This window comes from Pseudaeromonas sp. HNCC25DJ180 (genome assembly GCF_055413345.1).
Window position 1 is genome coordinate 63969 of sequence record NZ_JBVAYF010000005.1, and the last position, 24296, is coordinate 88264.

General features: G+C 55.4%; 24 protein-coding genes. 11 read left to right on the forward strand and 13 right to left on the reverse strand.

Going from position 1 to position 24296, the window contains the following annotated elements; genetic code table 11:
- Position 1: 1 nt before the first annotated feature.
- Positions 2–529 carry a ubiquinone anaerobic biosynthesis accessory factor UbiT gene (gene ubiT / locus ACZYTD_RS05845; RefSeq protein WP_463890232.1) on the reverse strand — a complete coding sequence of 176 codons (528 nt, stop codon included), beginning with the start codon at positions 527–529 and terminating at the stop codon, positions 2–4.
- 169 nt (positions 530–698) lie between these two features.
- On the opposite strand from ubiT, the gene ubiU reads away from it, so the two are divergent.
- The 3 genes from ubiU (at position 699) to serA (ending at position 4026) form a co-directional block, all read left to right on the forward strand.
- Positions 699–1694 carry a ubiquinone anaerobic biosynthesis protein UbiU gene (ubiU, locus tag ACZYTD_RS05850; protein WP_463890234.1) on the forward strand — a complete coding sequence of 332 codons (996 nt, stop codon included), beginning with the start codon at positions 699–701 and terminating at the stop codon, positions 1692–1694.
- A gap of 23 nt (positions 1695–1717) precedes the next feature.
- Positions 1718–2596, forward strand: a complete 879-nt coding sequence (locus ACZYTD_RS05855; RefSeq protein ID WP_463890236.1) for a U32 family peptidase — start codon at positions 1718–1720, stop codon at positions 2594–2596.
- Between the two features lie 200 nt (positions 2597–2796).
- A complete protein-coding gene (gene serA, locus ACZYTD_RS05860; protein WP_463890237.1) occupies positions 2797–4026 on the forward strand; it encodes a phosphoglycerate dehydrogenase in 1230 nt (409 codons plus the stop codon).
- Positions 4027–4092: 66 nt separating this feature from the next.
- Here serA and ACZYTD_RS05865 read toward each other — a convergent pair whose 3' ends face one another.
- The gene (locus ACZYTD_RS05865) at positions 4093–5166 is read right to left on the reverse strand and encodes an AI-2E family transporter (protein ID WP_463890239.1); all 1074 of its coding nucleotides are present in this window, start codon (positions 5164–5166) and stop codon (positions 4093–4095) included.
- Positions 5167–5383: 217 nt separating this feature from the next.
- Here ACZYTD_RS05865 and bepA point away from each other — a divergent pair, with 217 nt between their 5' ends.
- Both bepA and arsC read left to right on the forward strand, forming a co-directional pair.
- Entirely contained in the window at positions 5384–6838 is a 1455-nt protein-coding gene (gene bepA, locus ACZYTD_RS05870) for a beta-barrel assembly-enhancing protease (protein WP_463890240.1), read from the forward strand.
- A gap of 30 nt (positions 6839–6868) precedes the next feature.
- Positions 6869–7219, forward strand: coding sequence for an arsenate reductase (glutaredoxin) (gene arsC, locus ACZYTD_RS05875; protein ID WP_463890537.1), 351 nt, complete (start codon positions 6869–6871; stop codon positions 7217–7219).
- A gap of 18 nt (positions 7220–7237) precedes the next feature.
- Here the strand turns inward: arsC and hda are convergent, their stop codons facing one another.
- From hda to upp, 3 genes are all read right to left on the reverse strand, one after another.
- Complete coding sequence (gene hda / locus ACZYTD_RS05880; protein ID WP_463890539.1) at positions 7238–7939, reverse strand: DnaA inactivator Hda; 702 nt, start codon at positions 7937–7939, stop codon at positions 7238–7240.
- A gap of 25 nt (positions 7940–7964) precedes the next feature.
- Entirely contained in the window at positions 7965–9029 is a 1065-nt protein-coding gene (locus ACZYTD_RS05885) for a DUF2066 domain-containing protein (protein WP_463890241.1), read from the reverse strand.
- A 131-nt stretch (positions 9030–9160) separates the two neighbouring features.
- The gene (upp, locus tag ACZYTD_RS05890; protein ID WP_463890541.1) at positions 9161–9787 is read right to left on the reverse strand and encodes a uracil phosphoribosyltransferase; all 627 of its coding nucleotides are present in this window, start codon (positions 9785–9787) and stop codon (positions 9161–9163) included.
- 167 nt (positions 9788–9954) lie between these two features.
- Here upp and purM point away from each other — a divergent pair, with 167 nt between their 5' ends.
- Together purM and purN are read left to right on the forward strand one after the other, a co-directional pair.
- On the forward strand, positions 9955–10992 hold the full coding sequence (gene purM, locus ACZYTD_RS05895) for a phosphoribosylformylglycinamidine cyclo-ligase (RefSeq protein ID WP_463890242.1): 1038 nt from the start codon (positions 9955–9957) through the stop codon (positions 10990–10992).
- Complete coding sequence (gene purN / locus ACZYTD_RS05900; RefSeq protein ID WP_463890543.1) at positions 10989–11654, forward strand: phosphoribosylglycinamide formyltransferase; 666 nt, start codon at positions 10989–10991, stop codon at positions 11652–11654. Before purM ends, purN begins: the two co-directional genes overlap by 4 nt.
- Before the next feature lie 113 nt (positions 11655–11767).
- Here the strand turns inward: purN and ACZYTD_RS05905 are convergent, their stop codons facing one another.
- The gene (locus ACZYTD_RS05905; RefSeq protein WP_463890244.1) at positions 11768–12550 is read right to left on the reverse strand and encodes a class II glutamine amidotransferase; all 783 of its coding nucleotides are present in this window, start codon (positions 12548–12550) and stop codon (positions 11768–11770) included.
- A gap of 10 nt (positions 12551–12560) precedes the next feature.
- Complete coding sequence (gene lpcA / locus ACZYTD_RS05910) at positions 12561–13145, reverse strand: D-sedoheptulose 7-phosphate isomerase (RefSeq protein ID WP_463890245.1); 585 nt, start codon at positions 13143–13145, stop codon at positions 12561–12563.
- 209 nt (positions 13146–13354) lie between these two features.
- On the opposite strand from lpcA, the gene ACZYTD_RS05915 reads away from it, so the two are divergent.
- Entirely contained in the window at positions 13355–14866 is a 1512-nt protein-coding gene (locus ACZYTD_RS05915) for a DUF3369 domain-containing protein (RefSeq protein ID WP_463890545.1), read from the forward strand.
- A gap of 67 nt (positions 14867–14933) precedes the next feature.
- Here ACZYTD_RS05915 and dnaQ read toward each other — a convergent pair whose 3' ends face one another.
- Positions 14934–15683, reverse strand: coding sequence for a DNA polymerase III subunit epsilon (dnaQ, locus tag ACZYTD_RS05920; RefSeq protein WP_463890247.1), 750 nt, complete (start codon positions 15681–15683; stop codon positions 14934–14936).
- 50 nt (positions 15684–15733) lie between these two features.
- Between dnaQ and rnhA the strand changes: the two genes are divergently transcribed.
- Positions 15734–16198, forward strand: a complete 465-nt coding sequence (gene rnhA, locus ACZYTD_RS05925; RefSeq protein WP_463890248.1) for a ribonuclease HI — start codon at positions 15734–15736, stop codon at positions 16196–16198.
- A 5-nt stretch (positions 16199–16203) separates the two neighbouring features.
- Here rnhA and ACZYTD_RS05930 read toward each other — a convergent pair whose 3' ends face one another.
- Positions 16204–16920, reverse strand: coding sequence for a class I SAM-dependent methyltransferase (locus tag ACZYTD_RS05930; protein WP_463890249.1), 717 nt, complete (start codon positions 16918–16920; stop codon positions 16204–16206).
- Between the two features lie 79 nt (positions 16921–16999).
- Between ACZYTD_RS05930 and gloB the strand changes: the two genes are divergently transcribed.
- The gene (gene gloB / locus ACZYTD_RS05935; protein WP_463890250.1) at positions 17000–17770 is read left to right on the forward strand and encodes a hydroxyacylglutathione hydrolase; all 771 of its coding nucleotides are present in this window, start codon (positions 17000–17002) and stop codon (positions 17768–17770) included.
- Between the two features lie 292 nt (positions 17771–18062).
- Entirely contained in the window at positions 18063–19265 is a 1203-nt protein-coding gene (locus ACZYTD_RS05940; protein ID WP_463890251.1) for a LysM peptidoglycan-binding domain-containing protein, read from the forward strand.
- Positions 19266–19322: 57 nt separating this feature from the next.
- Here the strand turns inward: ACZYTD_RS05940 and ACZYTD_RS05945 are convergent, their stop codons facing one another.
- The 4 genes from ACZYTD_RS05945 to ACZYTD_RS05960 all read right to left on the reverse strand — a co-directional run bounded on the left by ACZYTD_RS05945 (position 19323) and on the right by ACZYTD_RS05960 (position 24235).
- Positions 19323–20159: an endonuclease/exonuclease/phosphatase family protein gene (locus tag ACZYTD_RS05945; protein WP_463890252.1), complete on the reverse strand. Its 837-nt coding sequence runs from the start codon at positions 20157–20159 to the stop codon at positions 19323–19325.
- Positions 20156–20950, reverse strand: coding sequence for an NAD-dependent epimerase/dehydratase family protein (locus ACZYTD_RS05950; protein WP_463890253.1), 795 nt, complete (start codon positions 20948–20950; stop codon positions 20156–20158). Before ACZYTD_RS05950 ends, ACZYTD_RS05945 begins: the two co-directional genes overlap by 4 nt.
- Before the next feature lie 245 nt (positions 20951–21195).
- Positions 21196–22197 carry a LacI family DNA-binding transcriptional regulator gene (locus tag ACZYTD_RS05955; protein WP_463890255.1) on the reverse strand — a complete coding sequence of 334 codons (1002 nt, stop codon included), beginning with the start codon at positions 22195–22197 and terminating at the stop codon, positions 21196–21198.
- A 142-nt stretch (positions 22198–22339) separates the two neighbouring features.
- A complete protein-coding gene (locus ACZYTD_RS05960) occupies positions 22340–24235 on the reverse strand; it encodes a transglycosylase SLT domain-containing protein (RefSeq protein WP_463890257.1) in 1896 nt (631 codons plus the stop codon).
- Positions 24236–24296 lie beyond the last annotated feature (61 nt).

The following is a 24296-nucleotide window of genomic DNA, read 5'->3' on the forward strand; positions in this document are numbered from 1 at the left end:
CTTAGGCCGTCCGCAGATCGGAAGCAGCCCCGCCTTTCTGTTGCAGATTAGTACCTTGTTGAATAAAGGTGGCTAAATCACCCAGAGCCCGTTGCAGCAAGGCAGGTAATACCGCCAGATCCAGACTGTCGATCAGGTTTTTGACTTCCAGGCCCAGCTCAGTATCCCCCTCTATCTTCAAGCGACGCTGAAAGAAGAGCGAGTCGGGATCTTCCTTGCGGGCGGCCATCAGGATCAGATCATTGAGCGAGGCGGTGAAGGTTACATCGGGTTGTGCGATTTGCTCGGCGATCTGCAAGGCCTCATCCTGATAACTAATAAACCAGCATAAGCCCGCATCCTCGACACTCAGCTTCAACCAACTCCCCCGTAAGAACTCAAAGTCCCCTTCCGCCAAGGCCTCTTTGAATACTTGAGTCAAGGCCTTACGCATCACCTGCTTCTGCAGCGCAAAAGGCACCATCTGCATAGGCAAACGCAGGGCCTTAGGGGCGGTCTGCACCAGGGCACGATGAATTCGAGTCAACACAGTTAGCTTCTCCCGCTGTAAAACGACCATCTAACCACATAGCAGCCAGATTAATTCTGTTGGAAATCAACTTTAATTCTGCTGGCACACATAAAACTGCCGCAAGTCAAAATTGCACATCCTCAGCTTCTCTACAATCGCCCCACTTTAGTTGTAACGGGAAGCGTTTATGGAACTGCTCTGTCCTGCAGGTAACTTGCCCGCCCTCAAAGCCGCAGTTGACCACGGTGCTGATGCCGTTTTTATCGGCTTTAAAGACGATACCAATGCCCGCCACTTCGCCGGTCTGAATTTTGATGACAAGAAGCTGGAGCGGGCTGTCGCCTATGTCCACCAGCACCAGCGCAAGCTCCATGTGGCCATCAACACCTTCGCTCATCCAGGTGGAGCCAAGCGCTGGCATCAGGCCGTCGACAAAGCGGTAGCCCTGGGCGCCGATGCCTTGATCATCGCCGATATTGCCCTGCTCGATTATGCCCACCGCACCTATCCACAGATGGAGCTTCACCTCTCGGTCCAGGCCTCGGCCACCAACAGCGCGGCCATTCGGTTTTATCAGGAGAATTTCAATATCCAACGCGTGGTGCTGCCCCGGGTGCTCTCCATGCACCAAGTCAAACAGCTCTCCCGCGACACCACGGCCGAGCTGGAGGTCTTTGCCTTCGGCAGCCTCTGCATCATGGCCGAAGGACGCTGCTACCTCTCCTCCTACATGACAGGCGAGAGCCCCAATACGGTCGGGGCCTGCTCACCGGCGCGTTTCGTCCGCTGGCAGGAGACCGCCAGCGGTCTGGAGTCCCGGCTCAATGAGGTACTGATTGACCGTTATGGGCCGGGCGAAAACGCGGGCTACCCCACACTGTGCAAGGGGCGCTATCGCGTCGGCGAGCAGCTCTATCACGCCCTGGAGGAGCCAACCAGCCTCAATACCTTAGCCTTGTTGCCTGAGTTATTTGCCTGCGGTATCCGCTCGGTGAAGATTGAAGGTCGACAACGCAGCCCGGCCTATGTGGAGCAGGTAACCAGAGTCTGGCGTGCGGCCATCGATAGTTACCTGGCAAACCCGGCCGCCTATCAAGTCCATACCGCCTGGGATAAACAGTTGGCCGCCATCTCAGAGGGCAGTCAAACCACCCTAGGCGCCTACCATAGAGAGTGGCAGTAGCCCCGGAGTTAATCGAGATGAGCATGAAACTATCCTTGGGGCCCCTGCTTTACTTCTGGCCACAGGCGGAAGTCGAACACTTCTATCAAGCCGCGAGTAACAGCCCGGTCGATATTGTCTATCTGGGGGAAACCGTCTGCAGCAAGCGACGGGAGTTGAAACTGGCGGACTGGTTGCGGTTGGCGCACCCATTACGGGAGAGTGGCAAACAGGTCGTGATCTCCACCCTGGCTCTGATCCAGGCCCCCTCCGAGCTCGCCGAGATGAAAAAGTGGGTGGAAAATGGCGAGCTGCTGATCGAAGCCAATGATCTGGGGACAGTGCAATTGGCCCACGAAGCCAAGCTGCCTTTTGTCTGTGGCCCCGCCATCAACTGCTATAACGCCGATGTGATCCAGATGCTGCTGAGCAAGGGGATGCAGCGCTGGGTGATGCCCGTTGAGCTGTCGCGCGACTGGCTGCAACAACTGTTACAGGAGTGCCAAGAGCGAAACATCCGCGAGCAATTCCAGGTAGAGGTATTCGCCTACGGCCATCTGCCGCTGGCCTATTCCGCCCGCTGCTTCACCGCCCGCGCCGAAAATCGCCCCAAAGATAGTTGTGAACTGGCCTGTCGTGCCGATCCGCAAGGGCGTCTGGTCAATAGCCAGGAGGGAGAAGCACTCTTCGTACTCAATGGCATCCAGACACAATCCGGCCATTGCTATAACCTGGGGCGGGATCTCCCCAGCATGCAGGGGCTGGTCGATATAGTGCGTCTCAGCCCGCAAGACCATGACACACTGCAGTCGGTCGAGCGCTTTGCCCAGCAACTCAGCGGCATTGCACCGCCCTTGCCCCTCACCGCCCAAGAGTGCAACGGTTACTGGCATCAGATCCCCGGTATGCACACCAACAGTTAAAGTGAGCCGCCTCAACTCCAGAGTTGACGAACCTGCATGGCCAAGGGCCTGGTGCCCTTGGTTTTTCTCGCCAACCCAAAGAATCGCGGTTGCCCAGCGTACCGCTTTTTTGCTAGTTTACACACCTCACCATCTTGGGCACGGCCTCCTGCGACGCTAGCCGTTTCCCCACCCCGTAACGCCACACCAGAGGGACCTAAATGAGCCGTTATTCACTGGAAAAAGAGAAGATTAAGATCCTGTTGCTCGAAGGTGTACACCCAAACACGGTTGACACCTTCAAGGCCGCTGGCTACAGCAATATCGAATATCTGAAGGGGTCATTGGAAGAAGATGCGTTAATTGAAAAAATCCGCGATGTACACTTTGTCGGTATCCGCTCCCGCTCCAATCTGACCGAGAAAGTGCTGAATGCCGCCCAAAAGCTGGTCGCCATCGGTTGCTTCTGCATTGGTACCAACCAAGTCAACTTGAAGGCTGCTGAAGCCCGAGGCATCCCGGTATTCAATGCGCCCTTCTCCAACACTCGCAGTGTGGCTGAGCTAGTGCTGGGCGAAATTTTGCTGTTGCTACGTGGTATCCCGGCCAAGAATGCCAAGGCTCACCGTGGCGAATGGGACAAGAGCGCCAACAATTCCGTTGAGGCTCGTGGTAAGAAGCTGGGCATCATAGGCTATGGCCACATCGGTACCCAGCTCTCCATCATAGCCGAAAGTATCGGTATGAAAGTCTACTACTACGATATCGAGAACAAGCTCTCTTTGGGTAACGCCACCCAGGTCGCCAGCCTTGAAACCCTGCTCGGCATGGCCGATGTAGTGACCCTGCACGTTCCCGAAACCGCCTCGACCAAAGATATGATTGGTGCCGCAGAACTGGCGCAGATGAAGCCAGGTGCCATTCTGATCAACGCCGCCCGCGGCACAGTGGTGGACATTCCAGCCCTGACCGCGGCGCTGCAGAGCGGCCATCTGGCTGGCGCTGCCGTCGACGTATTCCCAGTTGAGCCTACCGCCAACGGCGAGGCGTTCGTCTCCCCGCTGCAAGCCTTCGATAATGTGCTGCTGACTCCCCACATAGGTGGTTCGACTCAGGAAGCCCAGGAAAATATCGGCTTGGAAGTCTCCAGTAAACTGGTTAAATACTCCGACAACGGCTCCACTTTGACGGCGGTGAACTTCCCTGAGGTCTCCTTGCCTGAGCATCGTGGCTCTAGCCGCTTGCTACATATTCACCACAACCAGCCTGGCGTATTGAATCAAATCAACCAGGCCTTCGCCGAAGAGGGGATCAACATCGCCGGTCAATACCTGCAGACCACCTCCGATATTGGCTATGTGGTCATCGATGTAGAAACCGAACGCAGTGAGGAAGCACTGGCTCGCCTCAAGCAGATCAATGGCACCATTCGGGCTCGGATCCTGCACTAATAGGTGTTAACACTCTGAGTAATCGAAGACCAGCCTTGTGCTGGTCTTCTGCTATTTGAAGCAAAGTCAGGCCGGTACGCTCTCCTTCTTGCTGGTTTGCCCAGGCCAGGCATGCAGTACCGCCTTCACCAGCGTGGCAAGCGGTATGGCAAAGAAGACGCCCCAAAACCCCCACAGCCCACCGAAGATAAGCACGGCTATGATGATGGCAATAGGGTGCAGATTCATTGCCTCAGAGAAGAGCAGAGGCACCACCAAGTTGGCATCCAACGCCTGAACTATGCCATAAGCCAGCAGCAGATAGGCCAGATCAGGGGATAGCCCCCATTGGAACAGCGCCACCACCACCACGGGAACCGTGATCATCACAGCCCCCACATAGGGGATCAGCACAGAGAGCCCCACCCCCACCCCCAGCAACAAGGCATAGTTGATGCCCATCACATAAAACACCAGATAATTGACCAGGCTGATTAGCAGGATATGCAGTACCTTGCCACGGATATAGTTCATGATCTGGATATTCATCTCCAACCAGACCTGATTGGCAAGAGCCCGGTTGGAAGGCAGGAAGCGGCGTACCCCAGCCAATAGCACCCCCTTATCTTTCAACATGAAAAACACCATGATGGGCACCAAGACAAAATAAATCATCAGCACCACTATGTTGATGAGCGAGGAGAGCGAGGCCGTAACCAGACTCTCCCCCACCCCGACCAGCCGCCCTTGCAGTGAGTTCAACAGGGTCTCAACCAAGGTGACATCAGCCAGATCCGGGTAGGCCTGGGGCAACCGTTGCAGGTACTCCTTCACGTTACTCAGCATAATGGGGGCTTCTTTAGCCAAGTTGAGCCCCTGCCGGACTATGCTCGGCAATAGCCCGGTCAGCAGGAGCAGCATGACACCAATAAACAGCAGCAATACGAGAGTTGCGGCCACGGTTCGGGAACAACCAATCCGCATCAAATGTTGGGTGGGCCACTCCAGCAAATAGGCCAGCACCAACGCCACCAGGATGGGGCCGATCAGATCACTAAAGAAATAGAGAGTCAGAAAGCCGGCTAGCAGCATCAAAAATAGCGTCACTGCAGCAGGATCCGAAAAACGCCGCCGATACCAACTGACCAGAACATTGAACATAGTGCGAAGCCTCTCACTGCAAGTGGTAAAACCATGGGCGTGCCACTAACCATAGCCCCCATGGTGAATAGTCTTGAGTTTACCCCATAACGCGCCAGCATGAGGCATAGCCTCCCCAGAGGATCGCTCGTTTGCAGGCAGCACGCCCTCTTTTTCAGGCTTGTCCAGGATCCGAGGGGGGAGTATGCTGCCCAAGCTCTTACTGGGAGGTATCCTCGTGTCTTTCAAGCATTTTTTCAATCCAGCTGCCTATGCTATCACCCTCGCCCTCCTCAGCAGTCAAGTCCATGCGCTGGGAGAGAATCAATTGCCGGATATCGGCACGGCAGGCGTCTCAGCCCTCTCCATCGACAAGGAGATGGCCTACGGTAACTCCTTTATCCGGCTGGCCAGAGCCAGCTTGCCCATAGTCGATGACCCGGTATTGAGCGAGTACCTCACCGACCTGGGTCAGCGCTTACTCTCCCATGCCACCGATGTGCGTTTCCCCTTTACCTTCTTCCTGGTCAAGGATGACACCATCAACGCGGCGGCGTTCCTCGGGGGCAAGGTCAAGGTGCATACCGGGCTATTTCTGAGTGCCGATGACGAGAGCGAGCTGGCCTCGGTCCTCGCTCACGAAATCAGCCATGTAACCCAACGCCATATCGCCCGCTATATGGAGGCACAGACCCGCCAGACCCCGGTCACCATAGCTGGCCTAGTTGGCTCAGTGGCCCTGGCCATCCTCAATCCCACCGCCGGGATCGCCGCCTTGCAAACCACCATGGGGTTGCAGGTACAATCGGCCATCAACTACACCCGGGACAACGAGTATGAAGCTGACCGCATCGGCATGAAGGTGCTCTATGATTCGGGATTCGAGCCCATGGGCATGGCTAACTTCTTCCAGAAACTGGCCGCGACCTATCGCTATGCCAGCAAGCCACCTGAGATGCTGCTCACCCACCCCCTGCCCGAGACCCGGATCGCCGAGGCTCGCAGCCGGGCGGCCAACTATCCTCAGCGGGCACCGGCCAGTGATCTTGACTTCCAATTTGCCAAGGCCCGGATCCAGGTGCGCTATAGCAGCGAAACCCCGGAAGGCATGCTGGACTATTTTCAGCGCCAACTGACCCGTCAACCAGCGTTACGCGACAGCCTGTCATACGGTAAAGCCCTGGCTCTGCTGGCCCTCAAACGCAATACAGAGGCCGAACCCCTGATCCAGGAGTTAAGCCGCCGCTATCCTGATGACCTGTTTATTCTCGATACCTTGAGTGATATTGATCTGGCCGCCAATCGTTCGCAGCAGGCCATCAAACGTCTAGAGAGCCGCTATAAGACGCTGCCTGACAATGGCGTGGTGGTATTCAATCTGGCAGCGGCCTATCAACAGACAGGAGAGGCACAAAAAGCAGCCAAGATGTTGGATCTGTTTGTGCGTAATCACCCAGACAGCGATCTGGGTTGGCAAATGCTGACCGATGTCTATCAACAGACGGGGGATCAAACCAATCTGCATCTGGCCTATGGCGAGAGCCGAGCCCTTAAGGGCGACTTCCTCCGCGCCATGGATGAGCTAAATCTGGCTCGCGCCGCGACCAGTGACAAGTTGGTCATCGCCCGCATCGATGCCCGCCTGGTACAGCTGGAAGAGGCTAAACGCCAGGATGAGAGCTTGAAGCAGTAACGAGTGATGGTGAAAGAGAGGGTCTGTATGATGCCACTGGTGATCTACCATAATCCGCGCTGCTCTAAGAGCCGCGAGACCCTGGCGCTACTTGAGGCCCGCGGTTGTACCCCCGAGGTGATCCGCTATCTGGAGACGCCACCGGATGTGGCCAAGCTCCAACAACTGGTGAACGCCCTGGGGTTTGACTCAGTGCGCCAGTTGATGCGGAGCAAGGAGAGCCTCTATCAGGAGCTGGGACTCGATGCCCCCGAGCTCGATGAGGCGAGCCTCTATGCTGCACTGGCAACCCACCCCGCCCTGCTGGAGCGACCCATAGTGGTCAAGGGGGCTCAAGCCCGGATAGGTCGACCGCCAGAGCGAGTGCTGGAACTGCTCTAACCCCGAGCTCTCGAGGCACTACAGACGTAGTGCCTCTTTGACAAAGGGAATGGTGAGCTTACGCTTGGCATCCAAAGAGGCATTGTCCAACTCGTTCAAGGTGGCCAGCAGGGTGCGCATATCCCGCGATAGTCGGTTGAGCAAGAAACGCCCCACATCCACCGGCAACTTGAAACCGCGCAATTCAGCCCGCAGTTGCAGGGCGCTGAGCTTACCCTCATCATCCAGCTCATGGAGCTGATAAGCCAACCCCCAATCCAGTCGTGAGGCCAGATCGGGCAAGCAGAGCCCTATCTTGCGGGGCGCCGTGGCCGCCGAGACAATAAGCGAGCCCTGATTGTGTTCCTTCCAGCGATTGAAGAAATCGAATAACGACTCCTCCCACTCCGCATTACCCGCGATCGAATCTAAATTATCCAGACAAACCAGAGGCAACTGCTCCATCTGCTCCAGCACGCCAGGATCAAACCCCGCATGCTGCTCCAGCGGAATATACGCGGCCGCATCACCACTGGCATTCACCTCGGCACAGGTGGCATGCAGTAGATGCGAGCGCCCTGAACCCTGACTGCCCCAGAAAAACAGCAGGGGAGCCCCCTGTCCTATGGTCGCATTTTTCAGGCTGGTGATGAGCTGGGCATTATCACCGGGATAAAAACTGGCAAAGGTCTCATCATCCGGCAGTTGCACGGCCAATGAGAGTTGGATCGGTTGATTCATGGATTGGTGTGACATACCACTCCCGTTATGGCTGCTGCCATTGATAGTGAAAAGGCTCGGTTCCTATCGGTTGCAGTTGCTTATCCAACGCCAGGGTCTGCAACACCACCTCGGCCGATACGGCCAGACTCAGCACCAGGGTGACGCGATCGCTGGCCATACTCTCCACATGAAATGCCCGAATAGAGTGATTCTGGCGTAACTGGTTCTGCAGCAACAGCAGATCATCCAGGGTGCCTATCTTCTCGACAACCAGGCGGACTTCGCCGCCGCCCGTCTCCTGAGCTGAGCTGGCAGCCACAGGCACGGTATTGGTGGTCACCGCCAACTGACGCTTCCCATAACGCTCCGCCAGATAACTGCTCACCGCACTCAAGGCTTGAGCCGCCACCTCGGCCTCGTTGCCCTTGGCCTGACCCGAGATAAGCTCCTTACCGGCCCCTGACGCATCACGCAGTGACCAGTGCAATGCCCATGCTTGCCCCTGCTGGTCTAACTCGCCCAGCAGCAACAGACCTGGGGCATAGCGTTGACTGGCCTGCAGTAGTGATGGCATCAGCCCTTGCTGAATGGCATCGGGGGTCACCAGTGCCACATCGTCCAGATCGAGCAGGGGAAAGTTAGCCGGAAACCCCACCACCACGCCCTGCCGGCGAAACTGCTCTGGCCAGGAGGTGGAAGCGTCACCCGGTATGATGGGCTGCTCAGCATTATGGCTGACGATCCACAGTAACAGGGGCGGCCGTGGCGTCAGCCATAGCGGGGCCCCCGAACGCTGAATGAGAGTATCAATAGCCGGCGCCTGAAATTGGACATCCAACACCTGGTTTGGTCTCGGGTTCGCACTCTGCACCAAGGCACCGACTTGCAGCAGAGCCTGCGCCACCTCAGGACGGGTCGTATCGATCTGCTGCCCTGTCAGGCGGTTGAGCACCAGCAACAGAGCCTCGCGCTCCGCAGCCAGTTGCTCGCTAGGCATAGACACACTGGCCTGATAGAGCGATTCATCACGCTGCGCTGCGGCCACAGCAGAGGAGGCCATCAGCAGCATCCCCCCCAGACAACAACACCCCCACAGGATCCGTAACATGGCTAAGCTCCCCAGATAATTGCCTCGATGATAGCGGTCGTAGGCCCAAGGCAGCAAGCCTGCTGCGGCCATGGGCCGAGCCAATAAAAAACCGGCTAATTGCCGGTTTTTTATTGCGGTGTCATAACGCGTTATTTAGTACCAAAAATCTTATCGCCAGCATCACCCAAGCCCGGGACTATATAGCCCTTACTATTGAGTCGTTCATCTATGGCGGCGCAATAGAGCTCCACATCATCGTGCGCCGCCTGCAGCGCTGCAAGGCCTTCTGGCGCCGCCACCAGCACTATCACCTTGATCGACTTGCAGCCCTTCTTCTTCAACAGGTCTATGGTCGCGATCATGGAGCCGCCCGTGGCCAACATGGGATCCACCACCAGGGCCAGACGCTCTTCGATATTGCTGACGATCTTCTCAAAGTAGGGAACCGGCTTGAGGGTCTCTTCATCCCGATAGATGCCCACCACACTGACTCGGGCGCTGGGCATGTGCTCCAGGACCCCGTCCATCATGCCAAGTCCAGCACGCAGGATAGGCACCACAGTCACTTTTTTACCCTTGATCTGATCCACGGCGACCGGGCCATTCCACCCCTCTATGGTCACTTTTTCGGTCTCGAAATCAGCCGTCGCCTCATAGGTCAACAGACTTCCCACCTCCTTGGCCAACTCACGAAAACGCTTGGTACTGATATCTGCTTCGCGCATCAATCCCAGCTTGTGTTTTACCAACGGGTGTTTGACCTCAACCACTTTCATCATTCGCTCCTTAGGCGCCATGCTTAATCACAGAATTTTATCATTCACAGAACAGGGAGTGGAGTAGTTTAATCGAACGACCAACCAACGATTTCGTTTTAACCTGAGGCCTTTGGTTGCTAGAATATGCGCGTTTTTTCCACCCCCTTATACGACAAGGATCTCCTGTGACTGACAAGACCTCACTGAGCTACAAGGACGCTGGCGTTGATATCGATGCGGGTAATGCCCTGGTTGAACGTATCAAAGGCGTATCCAAGCGCACTCGCCGTCCTGAAGTCATCGGTGGCCTCGGTGGCTTCGGCGCCCTGTGCCGCATTCCGGCTGGCTACCGCGAGCCAGTTCTGGTTTCTGGCACCGATGGTGTTGGCACCAAGCTGCGTCTGGCCATCGACCTGAAAAAGCATGACACAGTCGGTATCGATCTGGTGGCCATGTGTGCCAACGATCTCATCGTACAAGGTGCTGAACCGCTGTTTTTCCTCGACTACTATGCCACTGGCAAGCTGGATGTGGACACGGCCGCCGCCGTGGTGACCGGCATCGGTGTCGGTTGCGAGATGTCAGGTTGCTCCCTGATCGGCGGTGAGACTGCCGAGATGCCCGGCATGTATGAAGGCGAAGATTATGATATCGCCGGCTTCTGTGTCGGCGTAGTGGAAGCCTCTGAAATCATTGATGGCACCAAGGTCAAGGCCGGTGATGCCCTGATCGCCCTGGCCTCCTCCGGCCCGCACTCCAACGGTTTCTCGCTGATCCGCAAGATATTGGAAGTCTCCAAGGCCGATCTGCAACAAACCGTCGGTGACAAGAGCCTGGCTGACGCCCTGCTGGAACCAACCCGCATCTACGTGAAGCCGGTACTCAAGCTCATCAAGGCGTGCGATATCCATGCCCTCTCCCACATCACAGGCGGCGGTTTCTGGGAAAATATCCCCCGTGTACTGCCGGAAAATACCAAAGCGGTGATCGATGGCCAGAGCTGGCAGTGGCCTGCCGTATTCTCTTGGCTGCAAGCCAACGGTAATGTGGACACCTACGAGATGTACCGCACCTTCAACTGTGGGGTGGGCATGATCATCGCCCTGCCTGCCGAGCAAGTGGCTCAAGCACTGGCTCTGTTGCAAGCCGAAGGGGAGCAAGCCTGGCATATCGGCCACATAGCCGCAGCCAGCACCGATGAAGAGCAGGTAGAGATCTGCTGATGCGTATTGTTGTACTGATCTCGGGTAATGGCAGTAACTTGCAGGCATTGATTAACGCCTGTGAGGCCGGACGGGTACAAGGCCAACTGGTCGGCGTGCTGAGTAATCGCGCCGACGCCTATGGTCTGGTACGCGCCCAGGAAGCAGGCATTGCCACCCAGGTTCTCGACAACAAGGCCTATGCCAATCGCGAAGAGTATGATGCGGCTCTGCTGCAGGCGCTGGAGTCCTGGCAGGCCGAGCTCATCGTCATGGCTGGCTTCATGCGCATTCTGACCCCCAGCTTTGTGCAACACTACCAAGGGCGGATGCTCAACATTCACCCGGCGCTGTTGCCCAAGTATCAGGGTATCCACACCCATGCCCGCGCCATCGCCGCTGGCGACCAAGTGCATGGCGCCAGTGTGCACTTTGTTACCGAAGAGCTGGATGGTGGCCCGGTTGTGCTGCAAGCCAAGGTACCGATCTTTACCGACGATACCCCGGATGAGCTGGCTGCCCGAGTGCTGACCCAGGAGCACCAGATCTATCCGCTGGTGGTGAACTGGTTCTGTCAGGGACGCCTGCAGATGCAGGCAGGTCAAGCCTGGCTGGATGGTCAAGCTTTACCGGCGCAAGGTTACGCCAACGATGAAGATGACGAGCCAAGCCAACAGGCATGAGATGACGGAGTGACGCAATAGACACAGGAGGACCCAGCGTCCTCCTGTTTTTTTATGCACGCTGGCAGTAGCTAGGCGTAACGCGAGTCAGCCGAGCCGCACTCATTTGTGGCCTAAGCCGCAGAACCATGCCACACCCGCTCACCATAGTGAAAGAGATTGAACTCCCCTTGGGCCATCTTCTGCCAACGCTCATCGTGAGTCAGAGGCAGGGTAGCGATGACAGTCACCACATCATTCGGCGTGGTCTCCCGCTGAAAATCGATGGAGACATCCTCATCCAGCAGACGCGCCTGACCGAAAGGAGCCCGCCGGGTCAGCCAGTGCAAATTAGTGGTGCAGTAGCACATCACAAACTCACCATCCGTGAGCAACATGTTGAACACGCCTAATGCCGCCAGTTGTGTACTGCGCTCGGCGATCAGGGTGAACAAAGTCGTAACCTCCTCGGGCGGGGTAGCAAATGCCTGCTCCATCTCGTTTAGCAACCAGCAAAACGCCAGCTCGCTGTCGGTGGTGCCCACGGGCTGAAACCGGCCAGTCGCCAGGCTCTCGTAGCCACTGAGCTGGCCATTGTGGGCAAAGGTCCAGTAACGCCCCCACAGCTCACGCGTAAAAGGGTGCGTGTTTTCCAGTGCTATGCCTCCCCGGTTCGCCTGCCGTATATGGCTAACCACGGCACAGCTCTTGATGGGATACTCCTGAACCAACTGGGCGATCCGCGACTGGCTGCTGGGCATCGGATCCTTGAAGGTTCGGCACCCCTTGCCCTCATAGAAGGTGATGCCCCAGCCATCCCTATGGGGGCCGGTCTTACCGCCGCGCTGCATCAGGCCCGTAAAGCTGAAGCAGATATCGGTCGGCACATTGGCGCTCATCCCAAGCAATTCACACATGCGTCGATCCTCAACTAGCCTTGACCATCTCTTTTTCTATCAACTGGATCAGGATGTGGATAATTTTGATATGCACCTCCTGGATCCGGTCGGCAAAACCAAAATGCGGCACCCGGATCTCGATATCCGCAAGCCCGGCCATCTTGCCACCATCCTTACCCGTCAAGGCAATGCTCTTCATGCCCTTGGCCTTGGCCGCCTCGATGGCACGCAGGATATTAGCCGAGTTACCACTGGTGGAGATCCCCAGGAGCACATCCCCCTCACGTCCTACCGCTTCCACATAGCGGGAGAACACATACTCATAGCCAAAATCATTGGAAACACAGGAGAGATGGCTAGGATCGGAGATGGCAATTCCCGCATAGCCTGGTCGGTTCTCCCGATAACGACCCGTTAGCTCCTCGGCAAAATGCATGGCATCACAATGGGATCCCCCGTTACCACAAGAGAGAACCTTGCCCTGTTGCTTGAACGAATCGGCTATCATGACGGCAGCGGCAGAGATTTTCTGCAAATTCTCAGCCTGACCAATAAAGTTAGTCAGCACCTGCGCCGCTTCATGCAATTCCTGCTCGATCACTGTTTGGTACATTCCCTCTCCCTCTTATCAACACCCGATCACGAATAGTCATTGTGACACAAGCTACTCTGTACGTCAGTGTCACCACGTCACAGAGCAAATTACTGCGTGAAGACACAGAACAGGGGAAATAGCGTGAGTATGCCTTTCATTCTTGAGATCTTTTTATATGATTAAAGAGCCGGACTTCAGGCACAGCCACCAGGATGATAACTATGCAATTGGATGATGAGATCCTGATCATTGACGATAATGTCACTGAAACTCGTCACATCAAGCAAGGGTGGAAAGTTCTGATCGTCGACGACGAGCCTGAAGTTCACCGTATTACCAAGATGACGCTCAGTCAGTTCCAGTTTGATAACAAACCCATCGAATTCCTGCATGCCTACTCAGGCGATGAAGCCAAGGCATTAATGGCGCAAGAGAGCGACGTCGCACTCATGCTGCTGGATGTGGTGATGGAGACCGACAACGCCGGGCTGGAAGTGGTGCGTTATGTCCGTAATGAACTCCACAACCAGGGTGTACGGATAGTGCTGCGCACCGGGCAGCCAGGCCAAGCGCCAGAAGATGATGTCGTCGCTAACTTCGATATCAACGACTACAAGGACAAAACCGAACTTACCTCCCAAAAGTTACGCACGCTGATCCGGGCCAGCTTGCGCTCCTACCGTGACATCTGCACCCTCGAGCACAACCGCAAGGGGCTGGAGAAGGTCATCGCCGCCTCCAAAGGGATCTTTGAGAAGCAGGCTCTCAAGCAGTTTGTCGAGGGAACGCTAGAGCAGCTGAGTGCCCTGTTGGCCCTGGAAGAGACCAGCCTCTATAGCCTTAAGCAGAATGCCTATGAGTTGCGTGAGAGTGACCTGGATCCGCTGCTGGAGGTGAATGAACGCCATGCCAACCTGACCAAATCTGACATCATAGCCGAGGCGATCCGCAATCGGAGTAATGTCTACCGGGATAACGAGCTGGTCATCTTCTGCAAGAATCCACGCCACAGCCTGCTGTTTCACATCGAGGGCACCCGACCACTGAGCCAGGTGGATACCTACCTGCTCAACCTCTTTACTGAAAATATCGTGGTGGCGTTGGAGAACATTCGTCTCAATGAGTTGTTGGCGGACAATCAACGAGAAATCATCTATCGGATTGGCGAAATCGTCGAGACCCGCTCCAAAGAGTCAGGCCTGCATGTCAAGCGGGTGGCTCTCTACTGCGAGCTGTTCACTCGCCTGCTGGGGCTCTCCGAAGAGCGGGCAGAATTGATGAAGCGCGCCTCGCCACTGCATGATATTGGCAAGATCGGCATACCCGACGCCGTCCTGCATAAGCCAGGCAAGCTGGATGCACAAGAGTGGGAGATCATGAAGACTCACGCCCAGATAGGCTACGACATGCTGAGTGGCTCCAACATCGAGCTGTTCCAGGTCGCCTCGCAGATCGCCCTCAATCACCATGAAAAATGGGATGGCAGTGGCTACCCGCAAGGGCTCAAAGCCGAGCAAATTCCTTTGGAAGGACGCATCACAGCTCTGGTTGATGTATTCGACGCGCTGGGTTCCGACCGTTGCTACAAGCGCGCCTGGCCCCTGGACAAGATACTAGGGCTTATCCAAGAAGAGCGTGCCCGCCATTTTGACCCAGCCCTGGTGGATCTGATGCTCAGCAATCTGGATGGATTTCTCGCCATCCGGGATACCTACAAGGATGAGTTTCAGGGCGACTAGGCGATTCCCGACATCAAAAAAAAGAGCAGGCCGCCTGCTCTTTGTTAGCTCCCGCTTATGTCGGCCATCAGCCCGTTGGCTCTTCCCGCCACAGGCAACGCCCCCCCTTTTTCGCCACCAAATCCAAGCGTTTTTCATGGGCTGCCAATTCGTCGGCACTGGCCCCTATCACCCGCAGCTGAAAGGCGCCGCGCTCCAGAAGCTGGGGCTCGCCACGCTGTTCACTCTGAGCATGCCGCTCCTCCTGAGCGCTCAAATCCAGACGAGTCTGCCCCCCCGTCATCAAGAGGTAGACATCCGCCAAGATCTCGGCATCCAGCAAAGCGCCGTGCAGGGTGCGATGGCTGTTATCTATGTCGTAACGGCTACAGAGTGCATCCAGGCTATTACGTTTACCGGGAAACAGTCGACGCGCCATCACCAGGGTGTCGGTCACGCCGCAGATCTGTTTGGTCCGGGTCGAGATGCCAAGCTTCTCAAACTCATAGTCCATAAAGCCAACGTCGAAGGGGGCGTTATGGATCACCAGCTCGGCACCATCGATAAACCGGAGGAACTCATCCACTATGGCAGCAAAACTAGGTTTATCCGCCAAAAAAGCATCTGTGATTCCATGCACCCGGATCGCCTCTTCATCAACCCGTCGATCCGGCTTGATATAGGCATGAAAGTGATTTCCCGTCAGGCGACGATTGATCACCTCAACACAGCCTATTTCAATGATCCTGTGGCCCATATAGTGTGGACCACCACTTAAATTCATCCCTGTGGTTTCGGTATCCAGAATCACTTGGCGTGTGGATTGCGTTGGGTTCATAGGCCTTTTATGTCACACTGCGGAAAATCTCATTTTACCCTATTTCAAGCATGTTAAAGCAGGTTTCACTCTTCACCGATGGTTCATGTCTAGGCAATCCTGGTCCTGGCGGCTATGGCGCCGTTCTCATCTACAAACAGCATCGCAAGGAGCTATCTCAGGGTTACCGCCTCACCACCAATAACCGCATGGAGCTGATGGCGGCCATTGCCGGACTACAATCGCTACAAGAATCTTGTCAGATTGCCTTAACCACAGATAGCCAATATGTAAAACAGGGCATTACCCAGTGGATCCAGAACTGGAAGCGGCGCGGTTGGATGACCGCCAATAAGGAGCCCGTCAAGAACATCGATCTCTGGCAGTTGCTGGACAAAGAAGTCCATAGACATCAGGTCAGCTGGCACTGGGTGAAGGGGCACTCAGGACATGATGAAAACGAGCGGTGTGATATTTTGGCGCGCGATGCGGCCATGGGGCATGAACTATTGGAAGACAGCGGCTACCAACCCTAAGCCATTCAGATCCTGGCCATGCCGTTGGCCAGGATCGGCTTGCTAAACCACTGTTCTTGAGGCTCCAGCGTCAGCGGAATGGTGCGCTTGCGTGCAGCCAGCACATAGACCGAGGCAAAATAGCTGAAATAACCTCGCCCCAGATTCTCTCGCCACCAGTGAATATGACTCTGCTGAGAGAGGGTACTGAAGGCAAATGATTCCAGATGGATCACTTCAAACCCAAGCACCTCTAACCAATCAGTGACCCGCTCAGGTGAAAACATCCGCGCATGCCAAGGCTGATATTGCCGCAAACGCGGAAACAGACGGCCAATACCCACCAAGCTATGCGGGTTGAATCCGCTCAAAAATAGCCAGCCATCAGTGGTCAACACCCGCTCGACTTCTCGTAACACCAGGTGCGGATCGGTAACATAATCCAGGGTATGAGCCAGCAGACAGGCATCAATCACCCCATCACGCACAGGCAGCGCCCCCACGTCGGCTCGCAGCCCTACCCGCTCCCCCTCTGGCGCCAAGGCACACTGATGACGAATGGCCGAACTGTTACAGGAGAGATGACTGCTCAGAGCCCCGACCTTGAGCAGATGGTAGCCAAACAGCAGAGGACACCAGGCATCCAGTCGTTCCTGGATTTCGGCCGCCAACCACTCCCCCATAGGTAATTCATACCAGGAGAGCGGCGCAACTATCTCTCTGCGAGTGAGCGCTGGCTTCATCTACTCCCTCCGTAAAAACATTGCAGCCCCCCTGAATTACCCGTATGTATAGCCAACGGTGTCGAAGGAGAAAGCAGACATGTTACAAATCATCACCCTGCCAGCTGGGCAGGATAACTACATCTGGTTGATAAAAAAAGCGGATCAGGCCGTGGTGATCGATCCGGGCAGCGCCGAGCCGGTGCTCGAGAGGCTGCGAGCGCTGGACCTGAAACTCCACGCCATTTTACTGACCCACCACCATCATGACCATGTGGATGGCGTCCCTGCATTATTAGCACACTATCCTGAGGCTAGCTGCTACGGCCCAGCCATGCTAGCCAGTATGATTACTAACCTTACGCCGCTGCATGATGGGGCACAGCTGCCATTGCCCGCCATGGATCTGACTTTTGACATACTGCATCTGCCAGGGCATACCCAAGAACATATCGCCTTTTATGGGCAGGGTGCCCTCTTTTGTGGCGATGTGCTCTTTGCCGGGGGCTGTGGTCGTCTGCTGGGGGGTACAGCGGAACAGATGTTTGACTCCCTGCAACGGATCAAACAGCTGCCCCCGGAAACCCTCATCTACTGTGCTCATGAGTATACGGCCAATAATCTGGCCTTTGGTCTGCTGATAGAGCCTGATAATCCCCACCTGCTACGTCGGATACAAATGGTCGCCAGGCTTCGCCAGCAAGGATTACCGACGCTGCCCTGCACACTATCTGAGGAACTAGCTACCAATGTGTTTCTGCGCACTCACCTGCCCGGGATAAAGTCGAGTGCCGAACGAATCGCAATGGCAATGTGTAAAAATGAGATCCAGGTCTTTGCCTCTTTGCGTGAAAAAAAGAATAATGTTTGACCACCGCAGTTCATAAATTGAGCATAAAACTTGCTTTGGTTGATCTAGTTGTCGATCACCCTTACCATCGCCACTGACCTTGGAAGAGAACTGGATGAACATGAAGCTACGAATGGCTGTTATAGCCACCTTGTTGCTCACGGGCTGCCAGGCTTTACAGACCCGTAATGGTGCTAATGAGCCAGAGCAAATTGCTCAGCAGACAGCACCGGATGCACGCTCCGCGCTCGATCGATCGGAAAACGAAAAGGCACGAATTTCGGTCTGGCGATATGCCAGCAACGAAATGGCCATGGATATTCCAGATCGCTCAGAGATAGCCACCTACCGCAACTGGTACCTGAAACACCCTAAATACCTCAACACTGTTACTCAAAGGGCCACCCCTTATCTCTACCTCGTCATCGAAGAGATAGAGAAGCGTCAGATGCCAATGGAGCTGGTTTTACTACCCGTTGTCGAGAGTGCGTATAACCCTAATGCCCGCTCCCATGGTAATGCTGTCGGTTTATGGCAATTCATGTCCGGTACCGGACAACGTTTCGGATTGAAACAGGACTACTGGTATGACGGCCGTCGCGATGTGCTAGCCTCGACCCGTGCCGCCTTGGATTACCTGCAGATCCTGCATGACACCTTTGATGGCAGCTGGCCAAACGCCATCGCCGCCTACAATGCCGGCGAAGGTCGGATACAGCGTGCCGTTGAGCAGAGTAAACGACGTGGCGGCTCAGGAGAGTTCTGGAGTCTGGATCTTCCCAAACAGACCACTGAGTACGTTCCCCGCTTGTTGGCCCTGGCCGATATTATCAAGCATGCCGATGAGTATGGCGTTAACCTCCCCTCTCATCCGAACAAGTCCCATCTACAGCAAATTGATGCGGGTGGACAGGTTGATCTGGCCGTGGTTGCCGATCTGGGCGGTATTACCCTTGCCGAGTTGAAGCAACTCAATCCGGGTTATTTACGCGGCACTACCTCGGCAAATGGCTCCCATCTGCTGCTGGTACCCAAGCGTGGTGCCCAAGAGTTGGAATTGGCCATCGCCGAGCTGCCGTCAAGCCGCAGACTAAAACCGGGACAAGCCTTGGATATTCCTGGCGCAACCGACACGGCCAGCCTCAGCATAGCCCAGAATCGGCGCACCAAAGGGGTGAGCAGTCACCAAGTCAAGCTGGCGAACTACAAGGTCAAGCCTGGCGACAGCCTCTGGAGTATCAGCAAGGCACACGGTATCACCAAGACCCAATTACTAAGCTACAACCAGCTTGAGCACAATCGCCTGCGCGTCGGGCAAGAGCTCAAATTGCCCGCCAGCTCGGCTAAGAACAAGACCATCAACTATCAGGTGCGACGCGGTGATTCACTCAGCTCCATCGCCGAAAAGTTCCAGATCTCGGTCAGCGAGTTACTGCGTTGGAATCGACTGGAAAATCGTCATCAACTCAAACCAGGACAAACCCTGATGGTGCGAGTCGACAGGCCCGATGTCTGATCTTGTCACGGACAAAAAAACCCCGCAGCTGCGGGGTTTTTTATTTCAGCAGCAAACTCATGGCGTAAACCGAATCCGCAACGGAACATGATCCGAGCCAGAAGAGGGGATCGCCTCGCTCTGTGCCACGGATAGGCCACGATAAAAGAGATGATCCAGTTGCTGGGAAAAGACTCTGGTCCGCACATCCGGGGAAAAACTCACCTCATTAAACTTATATTGGTGTAGTAGCGTCGTCACCAACAACTGACGTTTTTCACTCCAGGTATTGAAATCGCCAGCCACGATAACCGGCCCTGGATAGTGACGGCTCATGGCCAGTAGAGAGTTAACCTGCTGTTTATAGGCGGCTATGCCCAGCTCGAAATTAATGGCGTGGATGTTGATGACCAATAGCGGATAACTGCTGCCCTGCCGAGGGAAGAGCGTCACCAGACTCGATTTTGGGATGCGAATAGCGGGTTCAGGAACGCGGATCGCACAGGCATATACATCACTGGTTTTGGCCGCGGTGAGCACCCCTGCAGTATGCCCCTCATAGCGAAAGGCAACACTCTGCTGCCATTGCCAACCCTGAGCAGCAAACCAACGAACCAGCTCATCGGTATTCACCGCCTCCTGCAAGAGCAGAAGATCGCTGTTGGCAGCCAGACGTGTCAATTCAGGCTGCCAACTCACATGTTGTTGTTTATGAATATTCCAGACCAGCAGCTCAAACTCTGCAGGCACTCCGCCACTAAAGCCCTTACTCAGAGGAATGCGCTGGCAACGTTCCACCAAATGCTCGCCCTGATTGGAGTTGATTACCTCACTGCCTGGGATTTCCAAACAACCGCTCAGGCAAAGGGCTGCGATCGCAACGGAGACCAAGGGATAACAAACGGCTTGTTTCATGCTAATAGGCTCACCAAGGCGGCCGAGAGATCAGGATACTGGTAGTGATAGCCTAACACTCGCTCCACCAGGCTCCCATCAATTTGCTTGCCTGCAACCTCATCATCGACAAACTCAGGCTGCGGCAAGCCTGCCAGGGTGCAAGCCCGCTCATAAAAGGCACGTCGAGTGGGATGGCTGGGGGCACAGGCATTGAATAGCATGCCCCAGGCCTCTTGGGCCAGAATAGCGCGGATGATACCGAGCATGTCGGCCTGATGGACCAGATTAACGGGCGCCCCCCCCCGAGTCGTCTGCCGCCCCGCTAAAAACCGCCCAGGATAACGCCCCGGCCCAAACAAGCCAGCGGCGCGTACTATGGTATGCGTCAGCCCGCTTTTCATGAGCAGGCGCTCTGCCGCCAACAACAACTCACCACGCGCCTCATCAGGCTGGGGATGCCGAGACTCAATGCCAAGATCGTCGACGCCATATACGGAGGTAGAGCTGATAAACAACACCTTCTGACCACCCTGCCGCTTCATTGACTCAAGAATAGCCGTGAGTGCAGCAAGGTAGTCAGGGCAACGGCCTGGCGGTAGCGTCAAGATCATGACAGGAGCCACCAGACTGGCGGGCAAGGGTTGCTCGAGTGCCGACTGCCAGCATTGCACCGTCAACCCCTGCGCCCGTAAACGGAAGGCCTTGGCTTCCGAGGTTACCGACCCCACCACCGACATCCCCTCTGCCGTGAGAGCATGAGCCAGAGGCTCACCTAACCAGCCCAGACCAACAATACTTAGCTGAGACATAAAAAATCCAAAAAAAACGGTCATCATATGATGACCGTTAAAAGTAACGAAGGAAATATCTGGATCCGGAACCAGCTATCTCCCACAGCGGGAATAGTGAAGAGAAACCAGATTTCGAGAGGGATCATACCCCGCTTTAATCAGGGAAAAATTGAAGTAGATCACTATTGAAAAGCTTTTCTGCAAACGATTTCAAGGTGACTCCAAAAAAAAAACGGGGAAGCTCCCCGTCTCATCTCATTTACTCATCCCACCACTGAATCGCGGATCACCATCTCGGGCACAAACTTAAGCTGCATCCCCTCTACGGGCTTGTTATCCAGCAGACGAACGGCCAGCTCAGCCGCTTGCTCACCAATGGCTTCAATAGGATAACGAACTGTGGTCAACTTAGGCCGAATAAACCGAATATAGGGAATATCGTCAAAGCCAACGGCCGAGACCTTCTCCGGTACAGCAATTCCGTTATCGATAAAGCAAGAGATAGCACCCGCGGCCATGGCATCATTGAAACCGACAAAGGCGGTAAACTTGACTTGTTTAACCAACAACTCCTTGGCGGCCACATAGCCACCGATCTCATCAGGATAGGCAGTCGCGACTAATTCTGGTTTGAACTCAATCCCAGCCTCACGTAACCCCTCCAGATAACCAGCAAAACGCTGCTGGGCATCGGTGAACTCTTCATCATCTGAGGTGACAAAGGCGATCTCTCTGTGCCCACGGCTCAGCAGATGACGCACTGCACACAGGGTTCCCTCGCGGTTATCCAACCAGACACAACGCTCTTCGACCCCGGGAACCAGACGGTTAACAAACACAATGGGCGTACCCGTCTGCGCTATCTCATATAGTTCCTGATCCGGTAATGCCTTGGAGTGCACAATCAGAGCGTCACACTGACGCTGCAGCAACGCCTCAATGGCGTGGCGCTCACGCTCTTCATCGTGATTACCAGACATGACTATGGTGAACTTATTGGCCTTATCGATCACTCGTTCAATACCCAGCATCATCTGCGCAAAAAACGGGCCGCCACAGAGATCCCCTACCAACACGCCGATACAATTGGAGCGCTTGCTGACCAAGGCTTGAGCAAAGCTGTTAGGACGAAAATTCAGCTCTTTCATGGCACTCAATACGGCTTCGCGTTTTTCCGGCGCCACTTGGGCCGTGTTGTTGATCACCCGCGAAACGGTCGATATTGAAACATTTGCCAGCCTGGAAACATCTTTGATTGTTGCCATGCCCGAACCCCCTTGTGCTTAAAAGCTTAAAAAGCTTAGAAATCTTCTACTGAGATTGTACCACAGTCGGCTAATGAACTCGCTACGGCAACCTATTGCTATATCATCATTATTACTTATAAACCACTTGGCGCGAGCCCTATCAGTACTTGGCTTTGCGTTCACGCTCAGTCAGAAACTTCACAGGACTCCGCAGATTTTCTTGATATATCGCATTGAAAACCAATACATTTTGCACGTAATTGCGCGTTTCACGATAGGGGATATTCTCCACCCAAACATCAAAGGATTTACCACCGCTCAAGCGCCGCCACTGCCGCACTCGCCCGGGCCCCGCATTGTAAGCCGCGGCCGCCAAGATCCGGTTGCCACCGTAATTATCCAACAGCTCCTTGATGTAGGCACTCCCCAGGTTGACATTCACTTCTGGGTCAATGAGCTGGCGCGATCCCTGCAGTTCAAATCCTATCTTCTTGGCCATATGTGCCGCCGTAGCCGGCATCAGTTGCATCAGGCCACTGGCGCCCACTGGGGATTGCGCCTTGGGATAGAGAGCACTCTCTTGGCGCGCCAGGGCATAGAGAAAACTCTGCTCCATATTCCGGGCCTCGGCATAACGGGAAAAGGTACTGACCATAGGCGTCGGGAAGCGCAGATCCAGCACATCCCAAGCCTTGGCGCTGATGCTGGCCAGTACCGCCAGATCAAACCACTGCTGTTGTAAGGCCACGCTACCCAACTGTAATTTGTCATCATAGCTCACCTGATCCAGCAGGTAGTTCCACTCGCCACGAGCCTGATCATCTTCATTCAACGCCAGCAGTTCGCGTACTCTGGCCACGGCTGACCATCGGGTGATAGCCGAATCCAGTGCGAGCGAGGGCTTCAACGGTACACGATTCATGGGCATGGGCGCGCCTACCCTGTCGGCAGCCATGAAGCCATAGAAACTGCGTTCATAGCTGGCTTGCCGATATAAAGCTTGAGCGTGTTGATGCTTACCTTGCGCCTCTTCTGCCCGCGCCAACCAATAGGTCCAACGCACATCGCTACGGGCGGAATCAGGGATGCGCTGCACCCACTGCTTCACCCCGCGCCAATCGGATTCCCACAACGCCAAACGCAACCGCAACTCGATCAGAGCCGGATCATGTTGACGCTTAAGCGTGCTATCAATCCAGGCTCGCTCCTCTGCCGTCCTATCGAGCATAAATTGACGGGCGATGGCGCCTTCTACCGCAAGCCGCTGGGGCTCACTCAGACTATAACGGCTCCGCGCCTGCAGATAGAGTTGACGGCTGCGCGCCGGCTCCTGAGCCGCTAAACGCTGTAGCGCCAAGGTGGCCATCTGCCGGCTATCCGCATCATTTCTGGCGGGCAAAATCGACAGCAATGCCTCGGGCGTCGTGAACAGTTGCTCCAACTGCTGCCCTTTGCTGTGCAGGCTGGAGCCTTGTAACTGACTATTGAGATGGGTGAGTAAGTTGACACTGCTGCTAGCCGGGTAGACCAGCAACATGCGCTGCCACACCTTCTCCGGGGTCATCAAGCCAGCCACTTTCCACTGCTCGAATAGAGCATCACACTCCCCGGGACGAGATGTGGCGTGCATCCAGAGATCGTCGGCAAACTGATAGGCACTTAGCTGATCCCCCGTAGCCCACTTGGCGAAGTAGTAGCTGCAGCGCAAACTGAGGGCTTTGGGCTCTTTCCCGGCAAAACGCAGTAAGGCCTCCCACTGACCCTGACTGGCCAGCAGACGCATGTAGCGACCGGTCAAACGCCCCGCGAGCAGCCCCTGAGTATCCTGGACAATAAATTGCTTCACCTCGGCGAGACGAGAGACATCCGGTTGCAGGTAGAGGTCATAGTAGTCGACATAGAGCGCCAGAGGATAATCCCCCAACTGACGCCTGATCTGTTGCGCCTGGGCACTCTGTCCACTGCGCACTGCATCGAGTGCCTGTAGATAGAGCGACTGTTGCACCGTCTTGGCCGAGACGGGCGACAGGGCGGCGGTAAGAAGAAGAGAGACCACGAATATACGAGAAAAAAAGTCAGCGGGTTTCACCACCACAAGCCTTCCAAGAGATGCGACA